The sequence below is a fragment of the Haliscomenobacter sp. genome, from assembly GCF_041740695.1.
Taxonomy (GTDB): domain Bacteria; phylum Bacteroidota; class Bacteroidia; order Chitinophagales; family Saprospiraceae; genus Haliscomenobacter.
Genome location: NZ_JBGSLK010000028.1, coordinates 1 through 20,412 on the forward strand (window position 1 = coordinate 1; position 20,412 = coordinate 20,412).

Genomic DNA, 20,412 nt, shown 5'->3' on the forward strand with positions numbered 1-20,412 from the left:
GCTACCGCAGCGACTTGGACAATGCCCTTGTCTAAGTCGCTGCGGTAGCCTCAACCTCCCTCAACCTCCCCAACCTTCTCAACTTTCAAAGCTATCTTATGAAGGCAGAATTACACGACAAACCGTGGTTCAATACCCCCACTATGCACCCATTCTGGATGGGGGTGATTGGTTTTTTGGTCAATCTATTTGGCCTCTTTTTTCTAGGCTGGAAACTTCAGACGGTGATCTGGTTGTTGTGGTTTGAGGTGATTTTTATTTTGGCGGCCAGTTTGATTCGGGCCTTTTTTGCCTTACAGGGGCAGCCATTTTTCACGAATCTGCTTTTTCGGATTTTCTGGACGGGAGCGGGTGCCGCTATGGGCATTGCTTTTTTAATGCTCACGGTCACCTTTACCATCAATGGCATTGATACCGACAGCATAACTAGCAGCAGCATGGTAGGCTTACAGGCACAAATCATTGTGTTGTTGTTGAATCACCTGGCTGGGCTGGTGTTGAATTATTTCGCAAACGAGAGTTTTAAAACCGCTCACCCGACTGAGGAGTTGATGAAAACGTTTGTGTACCTACTGGTTTTGTTGGCCATTATTATGCCCGTGACCATGCATTTGTTGCCAAAATATCCGACCTGGTCGGATTCCAAGTGGGTAGGATTGGCAGTGGCTGGCGCAAAATTTTTGGTGGACATGGGCTTTAGCCGGGCTGGTAGGACGAAGGAAGTGCAAGTGAGCAATCAGAATTAATTCGATTCAAAGGTGGGTTGAAGCAGCTTCGCTGCTTGTTTTTAACACGACGACGGAACGACGACACGACGATTTGGCTACCGCCGCAACATGACGCAAAGCGTCATGTTCTTTAAGCGCGAAGCGCGAAAATCGTCGTGTCGTCGTTCCGTCGTGTCGTCGTGTTAAAAAAATTTGGCGAAGCCGAATCAAAAAACATCGTGTCGAAACCCTACGCCGAAGCCTTCAACTCATTCACCAATTCCGTCATCATCTTTTTAGCATCGCCAAAAAGCATCCGGGTTTTAGGGGAATAAAACAGCTCATTTTCAATGCCCGCATAACCCGAGCGCATACTCCGCTTCATGACGATGACATTCGCAGCATCTTCCACATCCAGGATCGGCATGCCGTAAATGGGCGAAGTAGGATCGGTTTTGGCCGCAGGATTCACCACGTCATTGGCACCCACTACGAGCACCACATCCGTCGTTTTGAACTCAGGATTGATCGACTCCATTTCCACCAATTTATCGTAACTCACATTGCTTTCTGCCAGCAAGATGTTCATGTGCCCTGGCATCCGCCCGGCTACTGGGTGAATGGCGTATTTGAGTTCTACACCTTCCGCTTCCAGACAGATTTCTAACTCATGGCAAACGTGCTGGGCTTGCGCCACCGCTAATCCATAACCCGGCACGACGATTACTTTTTTGCTGTACTTCATCAAAATCGCCGCATCCGAAGCGCTGACTTCTTTGATGGAACCCGTGATCGTTTTGCCCGCTGAGGCTGCCTTACTTCCGCTGCCAAAATTGCCCAACAGTACATTGGTCAGGGAGCGGTTCATGGCTTTGCACATCATGACAGTGAGCAAGGTACCCGCACTGCCGACCAGGATACCGCCAAAAAGCATCACCTTATTGTCGTACAAAAAGCCACCGAAGGCAGTTGCCACCCCGGTAAAGGAGTTTAAGAGCGAAATCACCACCGGCATGTCGGCACCCCCAATCGGAAACACGAACAACAAACCGTAAATCAAACTCAGGCCCAAAATCAGGTAAATGAAAGCAGGATTGCTCAAATAGCCTCCCGCCATCCCGACCTCCAGGCCGACAATGGCGAGCAAAACCACCATGTTGATCACTTGTTGAGCTGGCAGGTGTAAGTCTTTGATCTTTTCTTCCAGTTTGCCAAAGGCGATCATGGAACCCGAAAAAGACACCGAACCAATGATCAAACCCAGCAGCAAAATCACGATCCTGGCGGAATCGCTACTTGCAGTATGGTGCAAAAAATGATCGTATTCCACAATCGAAATCAAGGCCGCGCAGGCGCCCCCCATTCCGTTGAAAAAGGAGACCATTTGCGGCATCTGGGTCATTTGTACCCGTTTGGCCATCAAGGTTCCGATGATGGAGCCAAGAATCAAGGCCCCAAAAATCCAGGGATAGTTTTTTACCATCACCGATTCGTTGAGGAAAATGGTACCCACAATGGCGGCAGTCATCCCCACGGCAGCGATCGTGTTGCCTCGCCGAGCCGTGCTGGGTTTGCCCAACAGCTTGATGCCAAATACAAAGCTGAAGGCAGAAAGGATATAGATTAAATCAAGAATTGATAGTTTCACGGCGGCTTATTTTTTCTTTTTGAACATTTCCAACATGCGGTCGGTCACTACAAATCCTCCTACTACGTTGAGGGTACCCAGAAACACGGCAATGAAGCCCAGGATGGAGGCGAAGAGGTTTTCTGCTTGCCCCATCACAATGATGGATCCAATGATAATGACGCCGTGAATGGCATTGGCCCCACTCATCAGCGGGGTATGCAACACGGACGGAACTTTTCCGATGAGTTCAACGCCCACAAAAATCATCAGGACGATCAGGTAAATCATCAACTGGTGATCGGATATGAATTGAAAAATTGCTTGCATCTGATGTTTGTTTAGGTTGAGGGAGGTTGAGAAGGTTGAGAGAGGTTGAGGCTACCGCGAGCGTCATTGTCAAAACCGCTCGCGGTAGCCTCAACCTTCTCAACTTCCCTCAACCTTCTCAACTTATTTTAGAATTTGGCCATCGCGGCAAATGAGGGTTCCCGCCGTGATTTCATCGGTCATGTCCCATTTGAAGCCCTCATTGCTGGCCAAATGGGTCACAAACGCGTACACGTTTTTGGCATAACTTTCACTGGCGTTGGGCGCCAGCATGGACGGTAAATTGGAGTAACCGATAATTTTTACGCCGTGTTTCACCACTATTTTCCCCACTTCGCTCAGCTCACAGTTGCCACCCTGTTCTACGGCCATGTCCACGATGACAGAACCTAATTTCATCACCTTGACCATGTCTTCGGTAACCAAAACCGGTGCTTTGCGCCCGGGTACTTGTGCCGTGGTGATCACCACATCGGCGAGGGCGAGGTGCTTTTTGAGGATTTCCCGTTGGCGGGTCAGCACATCTTCGCCGGCTTCTTTGACGTAGCCCCCTTCGATTTTTACGCCATCTCCAGTATCAAAAGAAATGAACTTGCCCCCGAGGGATTCCACTTCTTCTTTGGTTTGGGGCCTAATGTCGGTCACTTCCACCACGGCACCCAAACGCCGGGCTGTACCGATGGCTTGCAGTCCGGCCACCCCAGCCCCAAAGATGAGCACTTTGGAAGGTGTAATGGTGCCCGCTGCAGTCATCAGCATTGGAAAAATTTTACCCGATTCGTTGGCGGCGATGGTTACGGCTTTGTATCCGGCGAGGTTGGCCTGGGAACTCAGGGCATCCATCGTTTGTGCGCGGGAGATGCGCGGGATGGCGTCCATGCTAAACAGGGCTACTTGGCGGACATTGATCTTTTCTACCAAGGCCTTATTGGTCATGTGGTAAACGAACGTGATCAGGACTGTACCTGCGCGGAGTTTTTCAATCTCCTCCTCGTTGGGAGGGTTTAGCTTACACAACACGTCTGCGGAACTGAATACTTCACTGGCAGAAGAAAGGATTGTTGCACCCGCTTCAACGTAGGCTTCGTCGGAAAAGAAGGAATTGAGCCCGGCACCACTTTCGATGACACATTCAAATCCGTTCTTAATCAATTGTTTGCACACAGTTGGCGATAGAGCAACCCTGTTTTCATCTGGCCTAGTTTCCTTAATGGCACCTATTTTCATAGAATTAAAAAAAGTTAGGTTAGGATCAGAGTTGAAATCAATTACAATGTTAGCATCTATATTGACAAATCCACATTTTTAGGGAAATAAAATTGGGCAAATTCGCGGCTTTTTGCTTGATTGTTTTATCAACGGTACAAAAGACCAATTTTGAGTAAATGTGAATTCAGATGCGAAAGCTAGGCCAATTTGTAGGGAGGAAAGATGAAAAAAAGAATGGGCCACGGTGACAAATTTCACCGTGGCCCATTCTTTTTTTACAGGCAGATAAAAACAGATCAGCCTTCGAAGTGAATCGATATGGTAAAGGTCCGGGAAAGTAACTTTTCCAGTACCGTTGATTCTTGCAGTGCAGGATTATAAATCAAGGTGTTGCCAATGCCTTGGGAAATCTTCAACTCGGGTGAAAAGATGAAGAAAGGGAAAAAGAACTGCATACCAGCCCCATATTCCAACTGAAAGTCGGAAGGGGAAATACGCACCAGCGTTTCGGCCTGTTTAGAACGGGAATCACTCGCCACGTCGAAAGAGTATTTAACGCCAGCAATCACAAACACCCGTTTGTCGTGAAAAGGCGCCGATTTGTACCGCACCTGAAAGGGCATTTCTACAAAAACAGATTCTACAGTGCGTTGGCTGAAATCGCGGAAACGGCTGGCTTTATCGTAATTGATGTTGCGCTCGGCAAAGGAGAGGGTTGGCAAAAAACGAAAATCGAAATAATCACCCATTTTCAGGTTGGTCACGATTCCGAGGTTGAAGCCAGGCCCGGTTACTGATTCCACAGTTTGAATGCTGTCGCTCATCAAAAACTGCTTGGAGCGAAAGGGTTTGAAATTGGAAGAGTTGATCCCCAGCGTAATACCGAAATAGTATGGTTTTTGATTGAAATCCAAAAAGTTGGGGTTGCCACGGTATTTCTGCGCTTGTAGGCTACCTACTGCCAAAACCACTACAACTATTACTTGAAACCCACGTAGATGGAACAAACGCCTAAAGTTAATACGGTGCATCGGTTCGATTTAAATCCAGTTTTCTCAAATATGTTCAGGAATGCATGACCTTCGGGGAATGCCTGCACGGATTCGTACAAGTAGGAATACGCCCTTTGATCATTGGAGGTAAAACGCCCAACCAGCGGCAACAGGTATTTGAAGTAGGCATTAAATATTTGTTTGAAGGGAAAAAGTTTGGGCCGAGAGAATTCCAATACGACAATTTTGCCGCCTGGTTTTAGCACGCGGAACATTTCGGAGAGCCCTAATTCCAGGTTTTCAAAGTTGCGCACACCAAAAGCGGCAGTGACGACATCGAATTGATCGTCTTGGAAATGAAGTTCTTGTGAGTCGCCGTCTTCCAGGCGGACAATTTTATTCAAGCCCTTGTCGCGCACTTTTATCCGACCGATTTCCAGCATCTTCGGGGCGATGTCTACCCCAATGACTTCAGCAGGTTTGATCTTCTCAGCCATAGCAATGGCTAAATCTGCGGTGCCCGTGGCAATGTCAAGGATGCGTTGAGGGTCATTTTGAGCGGCTTCCGCAATGGCTTTGCGCCGCCAACCCCGATCGATGCCCAAAGACAAAAAGTGGTTGAGAAAATCGTAATAGGGAGCAATCCGGTCAAACATGCGGGAAACCTGCTTGGTTTTGGATTCTTGCTCGTTGTAAGGGTTAATCTGACCCATGCTGGAAAAAAATTTGTGCAAAATTACATTAATGAAGCCAAAGAGTAACAGAAACCACCAATTTTAGTTCTAAATCAGTAAATGTTATTTAGGCGGCAGACTTTTTGGAGGCGATTCTCTATTTTCGGCTCTAAAAATGTATGAAACGACTTTTACCTGCATGGATTGCCATTTTTTCCCTTTGTTCAGCCTTCGGAGTCGCCCAAGTTAAATTGGAAAAATCCAGCCTTCCTATTTTTTCCGTCACCCTTGATCAAGGCGCTATCCTCAACCGCAATACGGATGTGCCCGCCAGCTACCAGTTGCGCGCCAATACAACTGGCAAAGACAATACGGTCAACGACCAGCCCAGTTTATCGGGCCGGCTAGGCATTCGTTACCGGGGCAAATCTTCCTTTGACCTCAGCGACAAAAAGCCTTATTCCATCGAGTTTTTGGACGCTAAAGGAGAAGAACAAGACGTAGCCATTTTAGGCATGCCCGGGCATAGCGATTGGGCGCTGATTGGTCCTTTTGCTGACAAGTCCTTGATTCGAGACGCCGTTTTGTACCGTATGGGCCAACAAATAATGCCCTGGGCTCCCAAATACCGGTTTGTGGATGTGCAGGTGAATGGGCAATACCAGGGCGTATTTATGCTCACCGAACGCATCAAACGCAACAAAGTACGGGTCAACATCAACAAGATCGGTACCAAAGACACCACAGGACAAAAAGTGACCGGCGGTTACATCATCGCTCTGGACAAACTGGATCCCGGTGACATCACTTTCCGCTCCGCTTTCAACATGCCGGGCAAAACCTACCCTCCAGATTACCGCGTGGTATACCCGAACGAGGATGATTTGCGGCCCGCCCAGTTGCAATACATCAAAGAGCACATGCGGGCTTTTGAACGGGTGATGGATTCTCCCACTTACAACGATCCCAAAGCAGGTTATGCCAAGTGGATCGATGTGCCTTCCTTTGTCGACATGGTTTTGTTGAATGAATTGTCCAAAAATGTAGACGGCTATCGTTTGAGTACCTATTTTTATAAAGACAATGATGCCACCAATTCTAAAATTTTTGCTGGCCCCCTCTGGGATTACAACCTCGCCTTTGGCAATGCCAATTATTGCAATGGCCAATACCCGGTGGGCTGGGCCTACGATTTTAATAAGGTTTGCCCGGAGGATTATTGGGTGATCCATTTTTGGTGGGATAAACTGGTCAACGACCCTGCTTTTCGGGTAAAAATGAAACAACGTTGGTTTGAATTGCGCAAAAATGTGTTCGCTACCGATCGGGTAATCGGCCATATTGACTCACTGGCCAATGTGATTGGCCCGGCGCAAGCGCTTAATTTTCAATTGTATCCGATCCTGAATAAAGCCGTGTGGCCGAATAGTTACGTGGGTGGTACCTACGCCAATGAAATAACCTATCTAAAAAACTGGACGCGGGACCGCATCACCTGGTTGGATGGTGCCATGGCGGAAATCCCCGATCGAGTTAGCAATGTGGCATTTGGTGAAGTGAAATTGTACCCCAATCCGGGCCGCGAATCGGTTACTTTTGAATACCGTTTGGCTGGTTTGGGTGAAACGGCAGAGTTGCTGATTGTGGATGCGAATGGGCGCGAAGTGTACAGTTTTTCCAAAAAATTCATCGGGAGTGGCCCACAAATATTGCCGCTTGATGTGTCGCGTTTTTCGCCGGGGATGTACTTTTATAAGCTGAAGCCGGGGAATGGAGCACCGATTACTGGGCGCTTGGTGCGGCAGTAAACCTTAGGTGAATCTTAAGTGTCTCAGGTTTCTTAGGTGGTGAAATAATGTGTTCTTTTCACCACCTAAGAAACCTAAGACACTTAAGGCACACCTAAGCAATGACAGATGATTTTTTAAGTCTATAAAATTGTGCTTTTATGTTCAAAAAAAACACCTTCACACCCTACGTAGCCTGGTTTTCATTGTTGTTCTTTCTGGGCAATTCCGCTTTGTTGCCGCCCACCGTTTTGCAAAAAACCGCCGCCCAACCCAATATCCTGATCATCTTCTCCGACGATCACGCTTTGAACGCCATCAGTGCTTACGGCAGCCCTTACATCCAGACACCCAACATTGACCGCATTGGCCGTGAAGGCGCCATCTTCCAGCATATGTTTTGCACCAATTCCTTGTGTGCACCCAGCCGTGCGGCCCTGCTCACTGGCAAACTGAGCCACATCAATGGCCACCGCGACAACCTCTCGCGCTTCAACGCCGGGCAAGACATGTTTCCCAAACGCCTCCAAGCCATTGGCTACCAAACCAGCTGGATCGGCAAATGGCACCTGGAAGCGACTCCGCAATATTTCGATTATTGGACTGTACTACCCGGTCAAGGCCAGTATTACAACCCCGATTTTATCGAAATGGATGGCCAAACCCGCCGCTACGAGGGTTACGCGACCACCATCACCACCGACAAGGCCATTCAATGGCTGGACAAAGACCGCGATAAAAACAAACCTTTTTGTATGGTGGTGGGGCAAAAAGCGCCCCATCGGAATTGGTTGCCTGACACCATGGATTTTCACGCGTTTGATGGGGTGAAATTCAAAATGCCACCCACTTTTTACGACGATTATGCGGGTCGGATTGCCGCCGGAAAACAGGAAATGAACGTTTACCGTGACCTGCGCATCCTGGAAGACCTCAAAGTAGACTATGACCTCAAACGTATGACCGAGGCCCAACGCCGCGCCTGGCAAGCCTACTATCAGCCCATGTCTGAGAACTTCAAACGGCAAAACTTAACAGGCAAGGCACTGGATGAATGGAAATTCCAGCGCTACATGAACGATTATCTAGGCTGTGTGCTTTCTCTGGATCGCAACATTGGCCGCTTGCTCGATTACCTCGATCAGCAAAAAATGCGTGAAAACACCGTGGTGATATACGCTTCGGATCAGGGCTTTTACCTGGGTGAACACGGCTGGTTCGACAAACGGTTCATGTACGAAGAATCGGAGCACATGCCTTTTTTGATGCGTTACCCCAAATTGATCAAACCGGGCACCGTGGTGAACGAATTGTTGATGGGCATTGATTTTGCGCCGACTTTTTTGGATTTGGCTGGTGCCACAATTCCCGCCGATATTCAAGGCAAATCCATCCTGCCTTTGCTCCGCAAAAAACGCAGCAAAGACTGGCGGCAACAGGTATACTACCATTATTATGAAAAGGCGGAGCACAACGTGATGAAACATTTTGGCATGCGGACTAAACGATATAAGCTAATCCGTTTTTACGGAGAGGGCGACTTTTGGGAGTTGTACGATTTGCAAAAAGACCCACAGGAGATGAAAAATGTGTACGCTGATCCGGCGAATCAGGAGCTGATTGTGGACTTGAAGCGGCAGTTGAAGGAAATGGCGGCGGGGTATCGGGATGCTGAGGCCTTAAGCCTAATGGATCAAAACTGATATTTGGAACCTATTTGACCGATTACTAAGCATATACAATCTAAGGTGCTCTAAGGTGTCTAAGGTGGTTCAATAAATATATCGCTTTGGTTTTCATTGCCTTGCTAGTTTTTATTGAACCACATTAGACACCTTAGGGCACCTTAGGAATGATACGCCTAAAAGCTTATGTAAACTAAACTAGAGATTCTCCGCTACGCCGTATTCCTTACCCGGCCAGCACCGGACTCTCCGCATGCGCCGGATAATCCGTATATCCCTTTTCACCTGCCGAATAAAACAAATCCATATTTAGCTCTGTTGACAAGGGCCAATTGTGTTCAAATCGATAAACCAGATCGGGATTGTTGATGAATGGCCGTCCAAATGCGATGAGGTCGGCTAGTCCACTTTGGATCTCGGCTTCGGCGCTTTCCAGGTTGTAGTTTCCACAAAGGATGAGTGCGTTTTTGAAATTGTTGCGGATGAGCTGTTTGATGGAAAGAGGCACTTTTGGTGCACCCATCCCGGAATGGTCTACAAGGTGGATATAGGCAATGTCAAGATCGTTGAGTTGTTTGGAAAGGTAATCGTAGGTATCCTCAATCTCCGGATAATGGGGCATGTCACTGGCCGTTCCGTATGGGGATAAACGAATGCCGGTTTTTTCTTTCCCAATGGCCTCTGCTACCGCAGTCACCACGTCGATCACAAACCGACAACGATTTTTGATGCTTCCACCGAAGTGATCTTTCCGGATGTTGCTGACTGGAGAAATAAATTGTTCCAGTAAATATCCATTCGCGCCATGCAGTTCGACGCCATCAAATCCAGCTTCAATCGCATTTTTAGCCGCATTGACGAATTCCGCTTTGGTTTGCCAAATGTCTTCGGCGGTCATTTCCTGGGGCACGATGAAATCTTGCAATTGTTTCGCATCCGTCCACATTTGTCCTGCTGCCTGGATGGGGGAGGGGGCAAAAATCCGGGAACTTTGGGGCATGTTGAGCGGATGGCTGATCCTGCCGGTATGCATCAACTGGACAAATATTTTACTACCAGCCTGGTGCACCGCCACGGTAGTTTTTTTCCAGCCTTCAATTTGTTTTTGGCTAAACATTCCAGGTATGCGGGCATAGCCAAGTCCGTTTGGTGAGGGTGAGGTACCTTCGGTGATGATCAAGCCAGCGCCGGAACGCTGCTCATAATAGGTCCTCATTAGGTCATTGGGAATGTTGGCAATGGCCCTGCAACGGGTCATCGGGGCCATTACGACGGCGTTTTTCAAAGGGATTGTGCCTAGTTTTTTTGGGTTCAGTAATTTGTAGTTTTGCATGTTTTTTGTTTATGGTGAATTTATTTGATAAGTAAGGGGGGACAAAAAAATAAGTGTTCCTTTTGCCAAAGGATTAGATAAATAAACGGTTGAATTAAAGTGCCTTAGCTAATTTTTTGGCAAAATAAATACTTGTTTTTGCGCCACTGCTAAAGAGTCTTGCTTCGCTTTTTTAGCCTTCTTTTTAAAAAAGCCGCGCAGCAAAAAATTGTGTTGCAATGCTTCCATACTTTCCTCCAATTTTTGTGAACTACCTTCCAGGTTGTCGATGATTCCTTTCATCTGGGTACCCGATTTTTCGTTCTGGATCATAACACCCAAGGGGGTATTGGGATTGCTACTTACGGCCTTAAGATTAGCCACCATGGCTGCGGCATTTTGGCTAGCTTGGTTCAATTGAAAAACCGAAGCTTTTACAGATTTGAACACCGTTGTGTCAGTTGTCAATTCAGATGCCAGGGTTCCTTTTTTATTGAGGCCCGAACTGAAATCTACCAGGGAGTTGACCAGTACCTCCGCCCTGGTCGAGGTGTTTTGTAGGGAAGCAGTAGTGGCATTTAGCTGCTCATACAAGGTGTTTTCGGTCAACAATTTTCCAATGGTGCCTTCGCCTTCCACTATTTTTTTACTGATTTTTTTAAAATCAGAGGTGATGGCCAACACGTTTTTATTGTTTTCCTGGAACATGTTGAGGATTTCCTCTGAGGAAAAAGTTTTTTCAACCAACAAGGTGTCACCTTCTTCCACTGCTCCAGAGCGGGTGGTGCCTCCAACGATCACCAATAGTTTGTTGCCAATGAGCCCATCGGCACTGATTTTGATTCTGGAATCCTTTTTAATGTATTGTCGGTGTTTTGTGTCAATTTTGATGCCCACAGCAACCTGGGATTTGCCATAAAAAGCCAGGCTGCTTACCGTCCCGATTTTCACCCCTGAAAACCAGATGTTGTTGCCCTCTTCCAAGCCGTTTACATCGTCAAAAAGGGAAACAAGTTCTATTTTTCTTTTAAAGGTATCGTGGATGTCGCCGACCATAAAGATAGCGACGACGAGTAGTAAGAGCCCTGCTAAAACAAAGACTCCCACCATTACTGCGTGTTTATTTTGTGGATCTTGCATGGTCTATTGGATGAAATTGTAATTGAAAAAATCTTTAACCTGTTGGTTATCGGTTTTAAATAGTTCTTCAAATTTCCCACTTGGTAAAAATTGACCTTCAACCAGCATGACGATGCGATTGCAAGTATTTTTGGCACAAGTAAGGTCGTGAGTAATGATGATGGAACTGGTATTGTATTTTTCCTGCACTTCGTTGATCAACTCATTGATTTCGGCAGAAGTAATCGGGTCTAAGCCAGCAGTAGGTTCATCGTACAACATGATTTCCGGTTTCAAAATTAAAGCGCGGGCGATGCCGATTCTTTTCCGTTGGCCACCTGACAACTCAGCGGGCATTCGCTCCGCTTTGTCTTTCAAACCCACCGCTTCCAGCGCTTCTTCCACGGCATCTGCTACTTCCTTTTTAGTGAGATGTTTCACATTCATGATCAAGGGAAAGGCCAGGTTTTGGAATACACTCATGCTGTCGTACAAGGCACTGCCTTGAAAGGAAAAACCGATGCGCAAGCGCAGTTCATCCAGCTCTTTTCCGTTCAATTGTTCAACTTCCTTTTCCAGCACATTTAAAGTACCTTTATCTGGCTTCAGCAAACCCACAATAATTTTGATTAGCACCGACTTTCCGGAGCCGGATTTACCGAGTACGGCTACATTTTCGCCTTTGCAAACGGTCAAATCAATGCCTTTTAAAACATCTAGTGTACCAAAAGATTTATAGAGCCCTTGGATGGAGATCACTGGTTCTCCTTTGTTTTTATCCGGTTTACATTTGGTTTTTTCCATGGTTTTAAAAGTAACGTATCCAGTTGGATACCTGAACAATGATCACTTCTTCCAGAAAAACAAGGAACATGGCCAAAACCACCGCTTCATTGGCTGCTTTGCCCACGCCGTGGGTTCCTTTGGTGGCATTGAATCCTTTGTAAGAGCCAATGATGCCAATCGTAAACCCATACACGGTTGCTTTGGCTGTGGCTGCAAATAGATCTACAAAAGTGATGCTCGAAAAGGCGTCCTTAAAAAAAGTGGTGAAGCTGGTCGTTTCTGCAGCGTGTACGTTGATGTAAGAACCCATCAGTCCAATAAAAACACAATACATCGCCAACAAGGGAACCATGATGGTGGCCGCAACTACGCGGGTAACGACCAGATACTTAAAGGGATTGATGGCCGAAACTTCCATGGCTTCAATTTGCTCGGTAACTTTCATTGAGCTCAATTCGGCCCCAATGCTCGACCCCACTTTTCCGGCACAAATGAGCGCAGTCAGGACTGGTCCCAAAGCTCTAATGATGGCAATTCCCACCAAATTGGGCAACCAGGACGCTGCACCAAAATCTTCGAGAGAAGGACGCGATTGTTTGGTAAAAACGATACCAATGATGAAGCCTGTGACAGAAATGAGTGCAAGCGATTTGATGCCAATTTCGTAAGACTGGGTAATGATGGCGCGTAAGTGAAAAGGAGGTACAAATACTTCTTTAAAAAAGCGGAGTACAAATTTATAGGCGCTATAAACGCCTATAAAATATTCGTCAATGCGCTCCGAAAATACAGCTTTTTTGGTTTGGTCTTTAATCATTTGATGCTTGGTCAACTTGTTGATGCCCCCAATTCACATTTACGATGATCTCATTTTTTCTACCCGAGAGTTGATAGGGAGGATTGTATCCCAGAAAGCGGAAACTTCCATAATAGGCAATTGATGCTGCTTTGAGGGCTTTTTCCAACTTGCGGGTGTTTATTTTGATGTCATCTTCGGAAGCAAAGCCACCAAACCCAACAGCAGCTACGAATTCATCGCCTATGGTTTCGAGGATGACTTCCGTGTTGATGGGTTTTGGTAAATTTTCTTGTACATATTTGGCGGGCATCACAAAACTCATCGACGAGGTAAAGTCATTGATGTCCATGTGTACAGGGGAGGTCATGGCAATGCGCAAATTGCGTTCATTCCCTCCAAAAATGTAATTGGCCAGTTTCCCAAATCCAGAACTGCCCAACTCCTGGTAAGTCTTTGCGGATGAAATGACTGTAGCCATGGCCACTGCAGGGTAAAAACGAATTTCAAAGCCTTTGCCCTTAAAAACCATTTGATAATTTTGGGTTGCTGAGATGGCGGAGACTACCCGCAGATACAATTGAAAAAGCAGTAGGGAAGCAATCAGAAGTAGGCTGAGGATTAAAAAAATTTTCATGGGATGAGAGACTGCATTGTAAACGAGTTTTCACAATTCACAAAGATGGCTTGTTTCAAGAGGGAATGTGTTACACAATTGAAAGGGATTGTTGCACAATTCACAGGTAGCTGATGCCACTACCGAATTCAAGCATGCAACCAAAGATTTACCATACATCATTTGATTTGTGCCATTTTGGCCTGCGTTATTTAATGAATTGACCCTTTTGGCCGATTTTTTCGATCAAGGCCATTTCCTTCTGCCTAAATGTCATTCCTGTCCTGCCACTTCCCCCTTTGGCACATCCCTTGCTATCCATTGCTCGTAAACAAGAATTTCTGAGTTCAATCCTGCAACACAATGCAAGAACGAGCTCTTCATAAACAACATAAAGTACAAGAACATGGGAAAAATTATCGGAATTGACCTTGGTACCACTAACTCATGTGTGGCGGTAATGGAAGGGAACGAACCGGTGGTAATTCCGAACGATGAAGGTCGGCGGACTACGCCATCTGTTGTTGGTTTTCAAGACAATGGAGAACGTAAAATTGGTGACCCTGCCAAACGCCAGGCCATTACGAACCCTAGGCGCACAATTGCTTCCATCAAGCGCTTCATGGGTCGTCGCGCTTCGGAAGTACAAGGTGAAATCAGCCGCATGGCCTACACCATTGCGAAAGGCGACAACGACACCCTGCGTGTCGACATCGACGGCCGCATGTATACCCCCCAGGAAATTTCTGCAATGGTACTGCAGAAAATGAAAAAAATTGCTGAGGATTACCTCGGTCAGGAAGTAACTGAAGCGGTAGTTACCGTTCCCGCTTACTTCAACGACTCGCAACGTCAGGCAACCAAAGAAGCAGGTGAAATTGCTGGCCTCAAAATCAGCCGGATCATCAATGAGCCTACGGCAGCTGCCTTGGCTTATGGCCTCGACAAGCGTAACAAAGACATGACCATCGCCGTATACGACTTGGGTGGTGGTACCTTTGATATCTCGATCTTGGACATGGGCGAAGGTTTGTTCGAAGTAAAATCGACCAACGGTGATACTCACCTGGGTGGCGACGACTTCGACGGTGTGATCATTGACTGGTTGGCTGAACTGTTCAAACAACAAGAAAACATCGATTTGCGCAAGGACCCAATGGCCCTGCAACGTCTGAAAGACGCGGCTGAAAAAGCAAAAATCGATTTGTCTTCCTCAACCGAAACGGACATTACCCTACCTTACATCACCGCAGTAGACGGTGTGCCCAAACACTTGACCACCAAGTTGACCCGCGCACAGTTTGAAAAGATGATCGATGTACTGGTACAACGTTCACTGGAGCCCTGCCGCAAAGCTTTGCAAGATGCTGGGTTGACCAAAAACGACATCGATGAGGTCATCCTCGTAGGTGGTTCTACCCGTATCCCGCGCATCCAGCAAGCTGTTGAAGATTTCTTTGGCAAAAAACCAAACAAAGGGGTGAACCCCGATGAAGTAGTGGCCATTGGTGCTTCTATTCAGGGTGGTGTATTGAGCGGTGACGTGAAAGACGTACTCTTGCTCGACGTAACACCGCTGTCATTGGGTATCGAAACCATGGGCAATATGTACGACGTAGTCATCGAGTCCAATACCACGATTCCTACTAAGAAGTCGAAAGTGTATTCTACTGCATCGGACAATCAGCCCAGCGTAGAAATCCATGTATTGCAAGGCGAGCGCCCGATGGCGAAAGACAACCGTACGGTTGGTCGCTTCATCCTCGGTGACATTCCACCCGCTCCACGTGGTCTGCCACAAATTGAAGTAATTTTCGACATCGATGCCAACGGTATTCTAAGTGTAACTGCACGCGACAAAGGCACGGGCAAAGAGCAAAGTGTGCGTATCGAAGCTTCTACTGGTCTCGACCAAAAAGAAATCGAACGGATGCGCGCCGAAGCTGCAGCCAACGCTGATACTGACCGGAAGGCTCGCGAACGTGCTGAAAAGTTGAACCAAGCCGACGGTTTAGTCTTCAACACAGAAAAACAGCTTAAAGAATACGGCGACAAGATTCCAGCGGACAAAAAAGCTGCCATTGAGTCAGCCCTAAGCGAACTCAACGAAGCCCACAAAGCCCAGGATCTGGATGCCATCGACAATGCTACGCAAAAGTTGAATACTGCATGGCAGGCGGCCAGCCAAGACTTGTACCAGGCCTCCAATGAAGCTGGTGTAGATGACAATGCACCAAACGCGAACGAGGCAGGTGGTTCCAGCAAAACTGGAGGCGCTGATGATGTGACCGATGTTGAATACGAAGAAGTAGATAAGAAATAACCGTACGGGCAATCCTACGTGATTGCCCTTTCACGCGATAAATATTGTAATGGCAACCCTTTCGGTTGCCATTTTTTTTGAAACTTTTAAGGGCAACCACGCAGGGTTGCCCCTACCGTTTTTGCCACCGCATCTGAAACACCCCCACAATTGCTTCCTGAATAATATTGGCTGACATTTTTGACACGCCCGCCACCCGATCCACAAAGGTAATGGGCACCTCCACGATTTTGAAACCCAAGAGATGGGCCGCATATTTCATTTCAATCTGGAACGCATACCCCACAAAGCGGATATTGTCCAAATCAATACTTTCCAACACTTTCCGCCGGTAACAAATAAAGCCAGCAGTAGGATCTTTCACGGGCATCCAGGTCATCAGGCGCACATACATGGAAGCACCATACGACAACACAATGCGATCCCAGGACCAATTGCTGACTTTACCTCCCTTAGTGTACCGAGAACCCACCGCCAAATCAGCACCTTTTTGGGCACAAGCCTCATACAAACGGGGCAAATCCTGCGGATTATGGGAAAAATCAGCATCCATTTCAAAGATGTATTCGTACCCATGCCCCAAGCCCCACTTGAAGCCTGCAATGTAAGCCGTACCCAGCCCCAGTTTTCCACTTCGTTCCAGCAAGTGCAATTGACCAGGATAAACTTGTTGTAAATTCTTGACAATCTGACCAGTGCCGTCTGGCGAACCATCGTCGACGATCAATACGTGAAAAGCACGCGGCAAAGAAAATACCGTATTGAGCATGCGCTCAATGTTTTCTAGCTCATTATAGGTAGGGATAATAACCAGACTATCTGACAAAACCTTAAATTTGGGTGATGAACAATGTTCTTGATGGAACGCTAAACGGATTGATTTAGGTTCGGCAAAGATAAGCTTATTCAATAAATGACGAATTTTTCGAATGACGAATGACGAATTTTAAGGCTACTCCTAAAATTCGTCATTCGTCATTCGAAAAATTCGTCATTTAAACGAGTTCATTATCGTCCCAGGATTCGCGCTTGCGCTTTTCTATCTCCTTGAGTTCTAGCGGAGGCTCTTCCTTGGGCGTAGGGCGAGAAATATCCATTCCTTTTTTCTCCAAGCGGCGTAGTTCAGCTTGGATTTGTTTTTCTTCCCATTCCGGCGACATTTCTTCAATGATGCCGGGGATGCCAAAAATATTCACATAATGAAAGGCAAGTCCAACACCCCAGACTAACATTGGCCAATAAAACCACCACTCGCCAGGGCTGACCAAATAATTGAACATGTAAAAAAAGAGACCAATCACCACGTATGAAGAAAGGTGGCGATAAAACTTCTTTTTTTCTTCTACCCGTTGTTTGGCAATTTCAAATGCCGTAAGTGGCTCTTTGTTTTTACGATTTCTTCCCATGGGTTCTACGGTTCGCGAGTGATAGGGCTGGCTGGGGCGGTGTACCTCAGCTCAGCTGGCCGCAAATTTACGCAGATAAGTTGACATCTGAATCCAAAAAAAGGATCTTAAACCAAGTCTTTATCTGACCAGTTTGGCCCTTTATCTTCGGGTTCATCATCCATGTCATCATCCTGATCTGGCTTATTGGGTTTTTGCTCATTTGGCCACCCAAACACGGAGAAGTAATGAATGGCCACCCCAATCCCCCAAAAGAAAGCAATCGGAAAGAAGCTAAATACATTGCCATGGTTTTTGTACAAAAAGAAACCCATAATGGCCATGTACCAGGTCAAGTGTTTGTAAAACTTGGACTCAGGACTTTCTTGTTTGCGTTTGTACCGTCGAAACTCGCGCCACTCCTTTTCGTTGATGGGGCCACGGTTGAAAAATTCGGATTTTTCGTCGTAGCGGTCTTTATAGCGTGATTGTCCACACATAGCTATTGATTTTATACTGAATTGATTTAACAAACTCTTAGTCCAAAAGTCTCTTCAATTCGGACAAGGATCAATTTTTATAGACGAGTTTCTCGTAAAGATCGGTCAATACACTTCAACTTTTAAGAATGACCACTTTTGCGGTGCCCCAAGCAGATTGTAGAAAATAAAGCCCCGGTGGCAAATGTTGCACATCCAAGCCTTGTTTGAGGGTTTCCAGGTTAAAGCGCATCACTACCCGGCCCATCGCATTGACCAAAGTAGCTGGCCCGCTTTTCACTGTTTGGCTATACAACTGACCTGTACGAACCGGATTGGGAAAAACAGGAATATTTTCCTTTGATCGGATATCCACGGTGCTCGTGGTCAGACTTACCGCATCGCGAATGGCATCCACAATCTGGAAAGTGGCATTGCGGGTGATGGCGCCAAGGGATAAAGTAAAAATGACCCCCGTAAGCCCGCGCACCCGATCGACCCAGAAATAGGTACCAAAGGCACCCGCTCCACTGATTTGCTCCTGGTACTGGGTAGTTGGGTTGTAAATGTCTTGCCAGGTGCCGATGCCATAATAGATGGTTTGAGCGCCGTAGGGGTTATTGTATTTGGGGCTATCAGGATAAGGCGATGCAAGTTGAGGGGCTTTATTGGTCTGGTCTTTCCACAATTCCTCCATGGTATTGGCGCTGATGATTTGTTTGCCCTGGTGTTTGCCCTTGTTGAGGATAAATTCAGCTAGGATCATCAGGTCTTTGGGCGAAGTACAAGCTCCTCCGGCGATACGTGGATTGCTGGCGCTATTGAGGCAAAAAATGGTTTGAGTCAAGCCAAGGGGATCTGCCAAATATTCACGAAAGGCCTGATTCCAGGACTTGCCCGTTACCACCTCCGCAATTCTACCTGCGATTTGCATGGACACCCCGCCGTAGGCAAATCCCTTGCCTGGCTCGTAGTCAAAGTTTTCTGTTTGAGCAATGGTATTCGCTACCTCTTCCAAGGTCATCGTTCGACTGGTCAAATAATCCTCCGTTTCGCTGCCTGGAAAGCCACTACTGTGGGAAAACAATTGCCGGATAGTCGGTTTACCTTTGCCGTATTGGGTGAAAATGGGCAGGTGTTTGCCCAGGGTATCGTCCAGGCTGAGGAGCCCTTTGTCGGCCAGAGCCAGGATCAAAATTCCACTAAAGGTTTTGCTCACCGAAGCTACTGCCGCCACCGATAGAGAGTCATAATCCCCCAAACCCCGGTAGTAGATAGGCTTGCTCTGCTGGTTGACCATCACACATACGTCATTGCGGTACAGACCGAGGCTTTTTTGCAGAATGGCGTCAACTTCGCTAAAGTTCTGAGCCTGGCACAGGTACGCGCCCAACAAAAACGGAAACAAGAAGTAAGTATATTTCATAAAACAGGCTTTTGGCGTTGGACTGCCAAAAGCCTGTTAGGTTTATTTCTGCTGTGCAAGTGAGGAGCTTTTTTATGGGCTTATTCCTTAAAAGCCCTGACTTTCAACTCTTTCTCCGTTGGGAAATCTTTCGGAATTGGAATCGTCACCTTACCAGTAGCAGCCCATTGTGCGCCACGCTGCAAGCAGGTGATGAAGCCTACACACTCAACCGAATAATCCGCATGCCCCAGCGGAGTATGGAAAACCCTGCCTTTGCCGTATTTGATGGTCATCAGCATGGGTTCGTGGTGATCGGTGCCCCGATTGGATTTTGGGGAAAAAGCGGTAGCCAGTACTTGCATATTTTCAGCTGGGCCACGCAGACGATCGTACATTTCATCCTTGCTGTGCATCCATTGGAGGGGCATACCTTTTGTGATGGGGTGTTTGCTGTCGCGGACGGTGATCATGAATTCGGCTTGGGCACCGTGGGAACCCGCTCGGCCCGGGACCATGTCGCGTACCAACTGGCCTTTGTCGTCGTAATACACGTAAGGGCCATCTTTTTCGGTGCGGTCGCCCCAACCACCCAGGCCAATCATTTGGTTGTAAGCGGGCCAGTTGGGAAAGGAGTTGTCGGCAGCGTGAATGACTACTAGGCCGCCACCTTTTTTCATAAAGGCATCAAAATTGGCTTGGGTAGTCTCGGGCCAGGGGGCGGCATTCCAGCCAAAATTGCAAATCACGAGGTCATACTTGGAAAAGTCAATGAGGTAGCTGGAGTCTGCACGCGACTTGGTCAATTCCACGGTGCTGCGCAAACCAGCGATGGGGTATTTCTGGATATATTCCCCACCGTTCCAGGTGTAGTAACTGCGCTGCACATCGACGGAGAATTTACCCGTTTCCTCCAGGTATTTTTTCATCATGTAGCTGATCTTGGCCCATTGGTTGTGGTTGTTTTGGCCATCGACGATCAGGGTTTTGATGGTCTTTTGGGCAAAAATTGTACTGCTCAATAAAAGCAGGCAGAAGCCAAGCAGGAGTTGCTTTTTGTACATTGGATCTAATGTTTTTGTTGTTTGTGTAAAAATAGAATACAAAGTTAGCTGAGGTGGCCCTTCAGTGTCTCAGGTTTCTTAGGTGGTGAAATTAATACCTTGCTCCGCAAGGATTT

General features: G+C 47.1%; 19 protein-coding genes. 4 read left to right on the forward strand and 15 right to left on the reverse strand.

Annotated elements, in window-relative coordinates:
• Positions 1–98: 98 nt before the first annotated feature.
• Entirely contained in the window at positions 99–746 is a 648-nt protein-coding gene (locus tag ACEW9O_RS06190; RefSeq protein WP_373549267.1) for a DUF6498-containing protein, read from the forward strand.
• A 211-nt stretch (positions 747–957) separates the two neighbouring features.
• On the opposite strand, the gene ACEW9O_RS06195 is transcribed toward ACEW9O_RS06190, so the two are convergent.
• The 5 genes from ACEW9O_RS06195 to ubiE form a co-directional block, all read right to left on the reverse strand.
• Entirely contained in the window at positions 958–2,355 is a 1,398-nt protein-coding gene (locus ACEW9O_RS06195; protein WP_373549268.1) for an NAD(P)(+) transhydrogenase (Re/Si-specific) subunit beta, read from the reverse strand.
• Positions 2,356–2,361: 6 nt separating this feature from the next.
• The gene (locus ACEW9O_RS06200) at positions 2,362–2,664 is read right to left on the reverse strand and encodes an NAD(P) transhydrogenase subunit alpha (RefSeq protein ID WP_373549269.1); all 303 of its coding nucleotides are present in this window, start codon (positions 2,662–2,664) and stop codon (positions 2,362–2,364) included.
• Between the two features lie 123 nt (positions 2,665–2,787).
• The gene (locus ACEW9O_RS06205; RefSeq protein WP_373549270.1) at positions 2,788–3,891 is read right to left on the reverse strand and encodes a Re/Si-specific NAD(P)(+) transhydrogenase subunit alpha; all 1,104 of its coding nucleotides are present in this window, start codon (positions 3,889–3,891) and stop codon (positions 2,788–2,790) included.
• 278 nt (positions 3,892–4,169) lie between these two features.
• Positions 4,170–4,880: an outer membrane beta-barrel protein gene (locus tag ACEW9O_RS06210; RefSeq protein ID WP_373549271.1), complete on the reverse strand. Its 711-nt coding sequence runs from the start codon at positions 4,878–4,880 to the stop codon at positions 4,170–4,172.
• Complete coding sequence (gene ubiE, locus ACEW9O_RS06215) at positions 4,853–5,578, reverse strand: bifunctional demethylmenaquinone methyltransferase/2-methoxy-6-polyprenyl-1,4-benzoquinol methylase UbiE (protein WP_373549272.1); 726 nt, start codon at positions 5,576–5,578, stop codon at positions 4,853–4,855. Before ubiE ends, ACEW9O_RS06210 begins: the two co-directional genes overlap by 28 nt.
• 140 nt (positions 5,579–5,718) lie before the next feature.
• Here ubiE and ACEW9O_RS06220 point away from each other — a divergent pair, with 140 nt between their 5' ends.
• Positions 5,719–7,347 carry a CotH kinase family protein gene (locus ACEW9O_RS06220; RefSeq protein WP_373549273.1) on the forward strand — a complete coding sequence of 543 codons (1,629 nt, stop codon included), beginning with the start codon at positions 5,719–5,721 and terminating at the stop codon, positions 7,345–7,347.
• A gap of 140 nt (positions 7,348–7,487) precedes the next feature.
• Positions 7,488–9,029 carry a sulfatase gene (locus ACEW9O_RS06225; protein ID WP_373549274.1) on the forward strand — a complete coding sequence of 514 codons (1,542 nt, stop codon included), beginning with the start codon at positions 7,488–7,490 and terminating at the stop codon, positions 9,027–9,029.
• 208 nt (positions 9,030–9,237) lie between these two features.
• On the opposite strand, the gene ACEW9O_RS06230 is transcribed toward ACEW9O_RS06225, so the two are convergent.
• The 5 genes from ACEW9O_RS06230 to ACEW9O_RS06250 form a co-directional block, all read right to left on the reverse strand.
• Complete coding sequence (locus ACEW9O_RS06230) at positions 9,238–10,344, reverse strand: alkene reductase (RefSeq protein ID WP_373549275.1); 1,107 nt, start codon at positions 10,342–10,344, stop codon at positions 9,238–9,240.
• A gap of 108 nt (positions 10,345–10,452) precedes the next feature.
• Positions 10,453–11,463, reverse strand: a complete 1,011-nt coding sequence (locus tag ACEW9O_RS06235) for an MlaD family protein (protein ID WP_373549276.1) — start codon at positions 11,461–11,463, stop codon at positions 10,453–10,455.
• 3 nt (positions 11,464–11,466) lie between these two features.
• Positions 11,467–12,246 carry an ABC transporter ATP-binding protein gene (locus tag ACEW9O_RS06240; RefSeq protein WP_373549277.1) on the reverse strand — a complete coding sequence of 260 codons (780 nt, stop codon included), beginning with the start codon at positions 12,244–12,246 and terminating at the stop codon, positions 11,467–11,469.
• A 4-nt stretch (positions 12,247–12,250) separates the two neighbouring features.
• Positions 12,251–13,045, reverse strand: coding sequence for an MlaE family ABC transporter permease (locus ACEW9O_RS06245; RefSeq protein ID WP_373549278.1), 795 nt, complete (start codon positions 13,043–13,045; stop codon positions 12,251–12,253).
• The gene (locus ACEW9O_RS06250; protein ID WP_373549279.1) at positions 13,038–13,661 is read right to left on the reverse strand and encodes a heme-binding protein; all 624 of its coding nucleotides are present in this window, start codon (positions 13,659–13,661) and stop codon (positions 13,038–13,040) included. The genes ACEW9O_RS06245 and ACEW9O_RS06250 overlap by 8 nt, the downstream gene beginning before the upstream one ends.
• A gap of 385 nt (positions 13,662–14,046) precedes the next feature.
• On the opposite strand from ACEW9O_RS06250, the gene dnaK reads away from it, so the two are divergent.
• Positions 14,047–15,963 carry a molecular chaperone DnaK gene (gene dnaK, locus ACEW9O_RS06255; RefSeq protein ID WP_373549280.1) on the forward strand — a complete coding sequence of 639 codons (1,917 nt, stop codon included), beginning with the start codon at positions 14,047–14,049 and terminating at the stop codon, positions 15,961–15,963.
• Positions 15,964–16,075: 112 nt separating this feature from the next.
• On the opposite strand, the gene ACEW9O_RS06260 is transcribed toward dnaK, so the two are convergent.
• The 5 genes from ACEW9O_RS06260 to ACEW9O_RS06280 form a co-directional block, all read right to left on the reverse strand.
• Positions 16,076–16,789 carry a polyprenol monophosphomannose synthase gene (locus ACEW9O_RS06260; RefSeq protein ID WP_373549281.1) on the reverse strand — a complete coding sequence of 238 codons (714 nt, stop codon included), beginning with the start codon at positions 16,787–16,789 and terminating at the stop codon, positions 16,076–16,078.
• Positions 16,790–16,958: 169 nt separating this feature from the next.
• Positions 16,959–17,369, reverse strand: coding sequence for a 2TM domain-containing protein (locus ACEW9O_RS06265; protein ID WP_373549282.1), 411 nt, complete (start codon positions 17,367–17,369; stop codon positions 16,959–16,961).
• Positions 17,370–17,476: 107 nt separating this feature from the next.
• The gene (locus ACEW9O_RS06270; RefSeq protein WP_373549283.1) at positions 17,477–17,848 is read right to left on the reverse strand and encodes a 2TM domain-containing protein; all 372 of its coding nucleotides are present in this window, start codon (positions 17,846–17,848) and stop codon (positions 17,477–17,479) included.
• Between the two features lie 115 nt (positions 17,849–17,963).
• Positions 17,964–19,253 (reverse strand): serine hydrolase, encoded by a 1,290-nt coding sequence (locus tag ACEW9O_RS06275; RefSeq protein WP_373549284.1) that lies wholly within the window; start codon positions 19,251–19,253, stop codon positions 17,964–17,966.
• 80 nt (positions 19,254–19,333) lie between these two features.
• On the reverse strand, positions 19,334–20,296 hold the full coding sequence (locus ACEW9O_RS06280) for a ThuA domain-containing protein (protein ID WP_373549285.1): 963 nt from the start codon (positions 20,294–20,296) through the stop codon (positions 19,334–19,336).
• Positions 20,297–20,412 lie beyond the last annotated feature (116 nt).

What these genes read in the sequence shown, in the direction of transcription:
- ACEW9O_RS06190 (WP_373549267.1), top strand. Translation starts at nt 99, where the DNA reads ATGAAGGCAGAATTACACGACAAACCGTGGTTCAATACCCCCACTATG.
- ACEW9O_RS06200 (WP_373549269.1), bottom strand. Translation starts at nt 2,664, where the DNA reads ATGCAAGCAATTTTTCAATTCATATCCGATCACCAGTTGATGATTTAC.
- ACEW9O_RS06205 (WP_373549270.1), bottom strand. Translation starts at nt 3,891, where the DNA reads ATGAAAATAGGTGCCATTAAGGAAACTAGGCCAGATGAAAACAGGGTT.
- ubiE (WP_373549272.1), bottom strand. Translation starts at nt 5,578, where the DNA reads ATGGGTCAGATTAACCCTTACAACGAGCAAGAATCCAAAACCAAGCAG.
- ACEW9O_RS06220 (WP_373549273.1), top strand. Translation starts at nt 5,719, where the DNA reads ATGAAACGACTTTTACCTGCATGGATTGCCATTTTTTCCCTTTGTTCA.
- ACEW9O_RS06225 (WP_373549274.1), top strand. Translation starts at nt 7,488, where the DNA reads ATGTTCAAAAAAAACACCTTCACACCCTACGTAGCCTGGTTTTCATTG.
- ACEW9O_RS06230 (WP_373549275.1), bottom strand. Translation starts at nt 10,344, where the DNA reads ATGCAAAACTACAAATTACTGAACCCAAAAAAACTAGGCACAATCCCT.
- ACEW9O_RS06235 (WP_373549276.1), bottom strand. Translation starts at nt 11,463, where the DNA reads ATGCAAGATCCACAAAATAAACACGCAGTAATGGTGGGAGTCTTTGTT.
- ACEW9O_RS06240 (WP_373549277.1), bottom strand. Translation starts at nt 12,246, where the DNA reads ATGGAAAAAACCAAATGTAAACCGGATAAAAACAAAGGAGAACCAGTG.
- ACEW9O_RS06245 (WP_373549278.1), bottom strand. Translation starts at nt 13,045, where the DNA reads ATGATTAAAGACCAAACCAAAAAAGCTGTATTTTCGGAGCGCATTGAC.
- ACEW9O_RS06250 (WP_373549279.1), bottom strand. Translation starts at nt 13,661, where the DNA reads ATGAAAATTTTTTTAATCCTCAGCCTACTTCTGATTGCTTCCCTACTG.
- dnaK (WP_373549280.1), top strand. Translation starts at nt 14,047, where the DNA reads ATGGGAAAAATTATCGGAATTGACCTTGGTACCACTAACTCATGTGTG.
- ACEW9O_RS06265 (WP_373549282.1), bottom strand. Translation starts at nt 17,369, where the DNA reads ATGGGAAGAAATCGTAAAAACAAAGAGCCACTTACGGCATTTGAAATT.
- ACEW9O_RS06270 (WP_373549283.1), bottom strand. Translation starts at nt 17,848, where the DNA reads ATGTGTGGACAATCACGCTATAAAGACCGCTACGACGAAAAATCCGAA.
- ACEW9O_RS06275 (WP_373549284.1), bottom strand. Translation starts at nt 19,253, where the DNA reads ATGAAATATACTTACTTCTTGTTTCCGTTTTTGTTGGGCGCGTACCTG.
- ACEW9O_RS06280 (WP_373549285.1), bottom strand. Translation starts at nt 20,296, where the DNA reads ATGTACAAAAAGCAACTCCTGCTTGGCTTCTGCCTGCTTTTATTGAGC.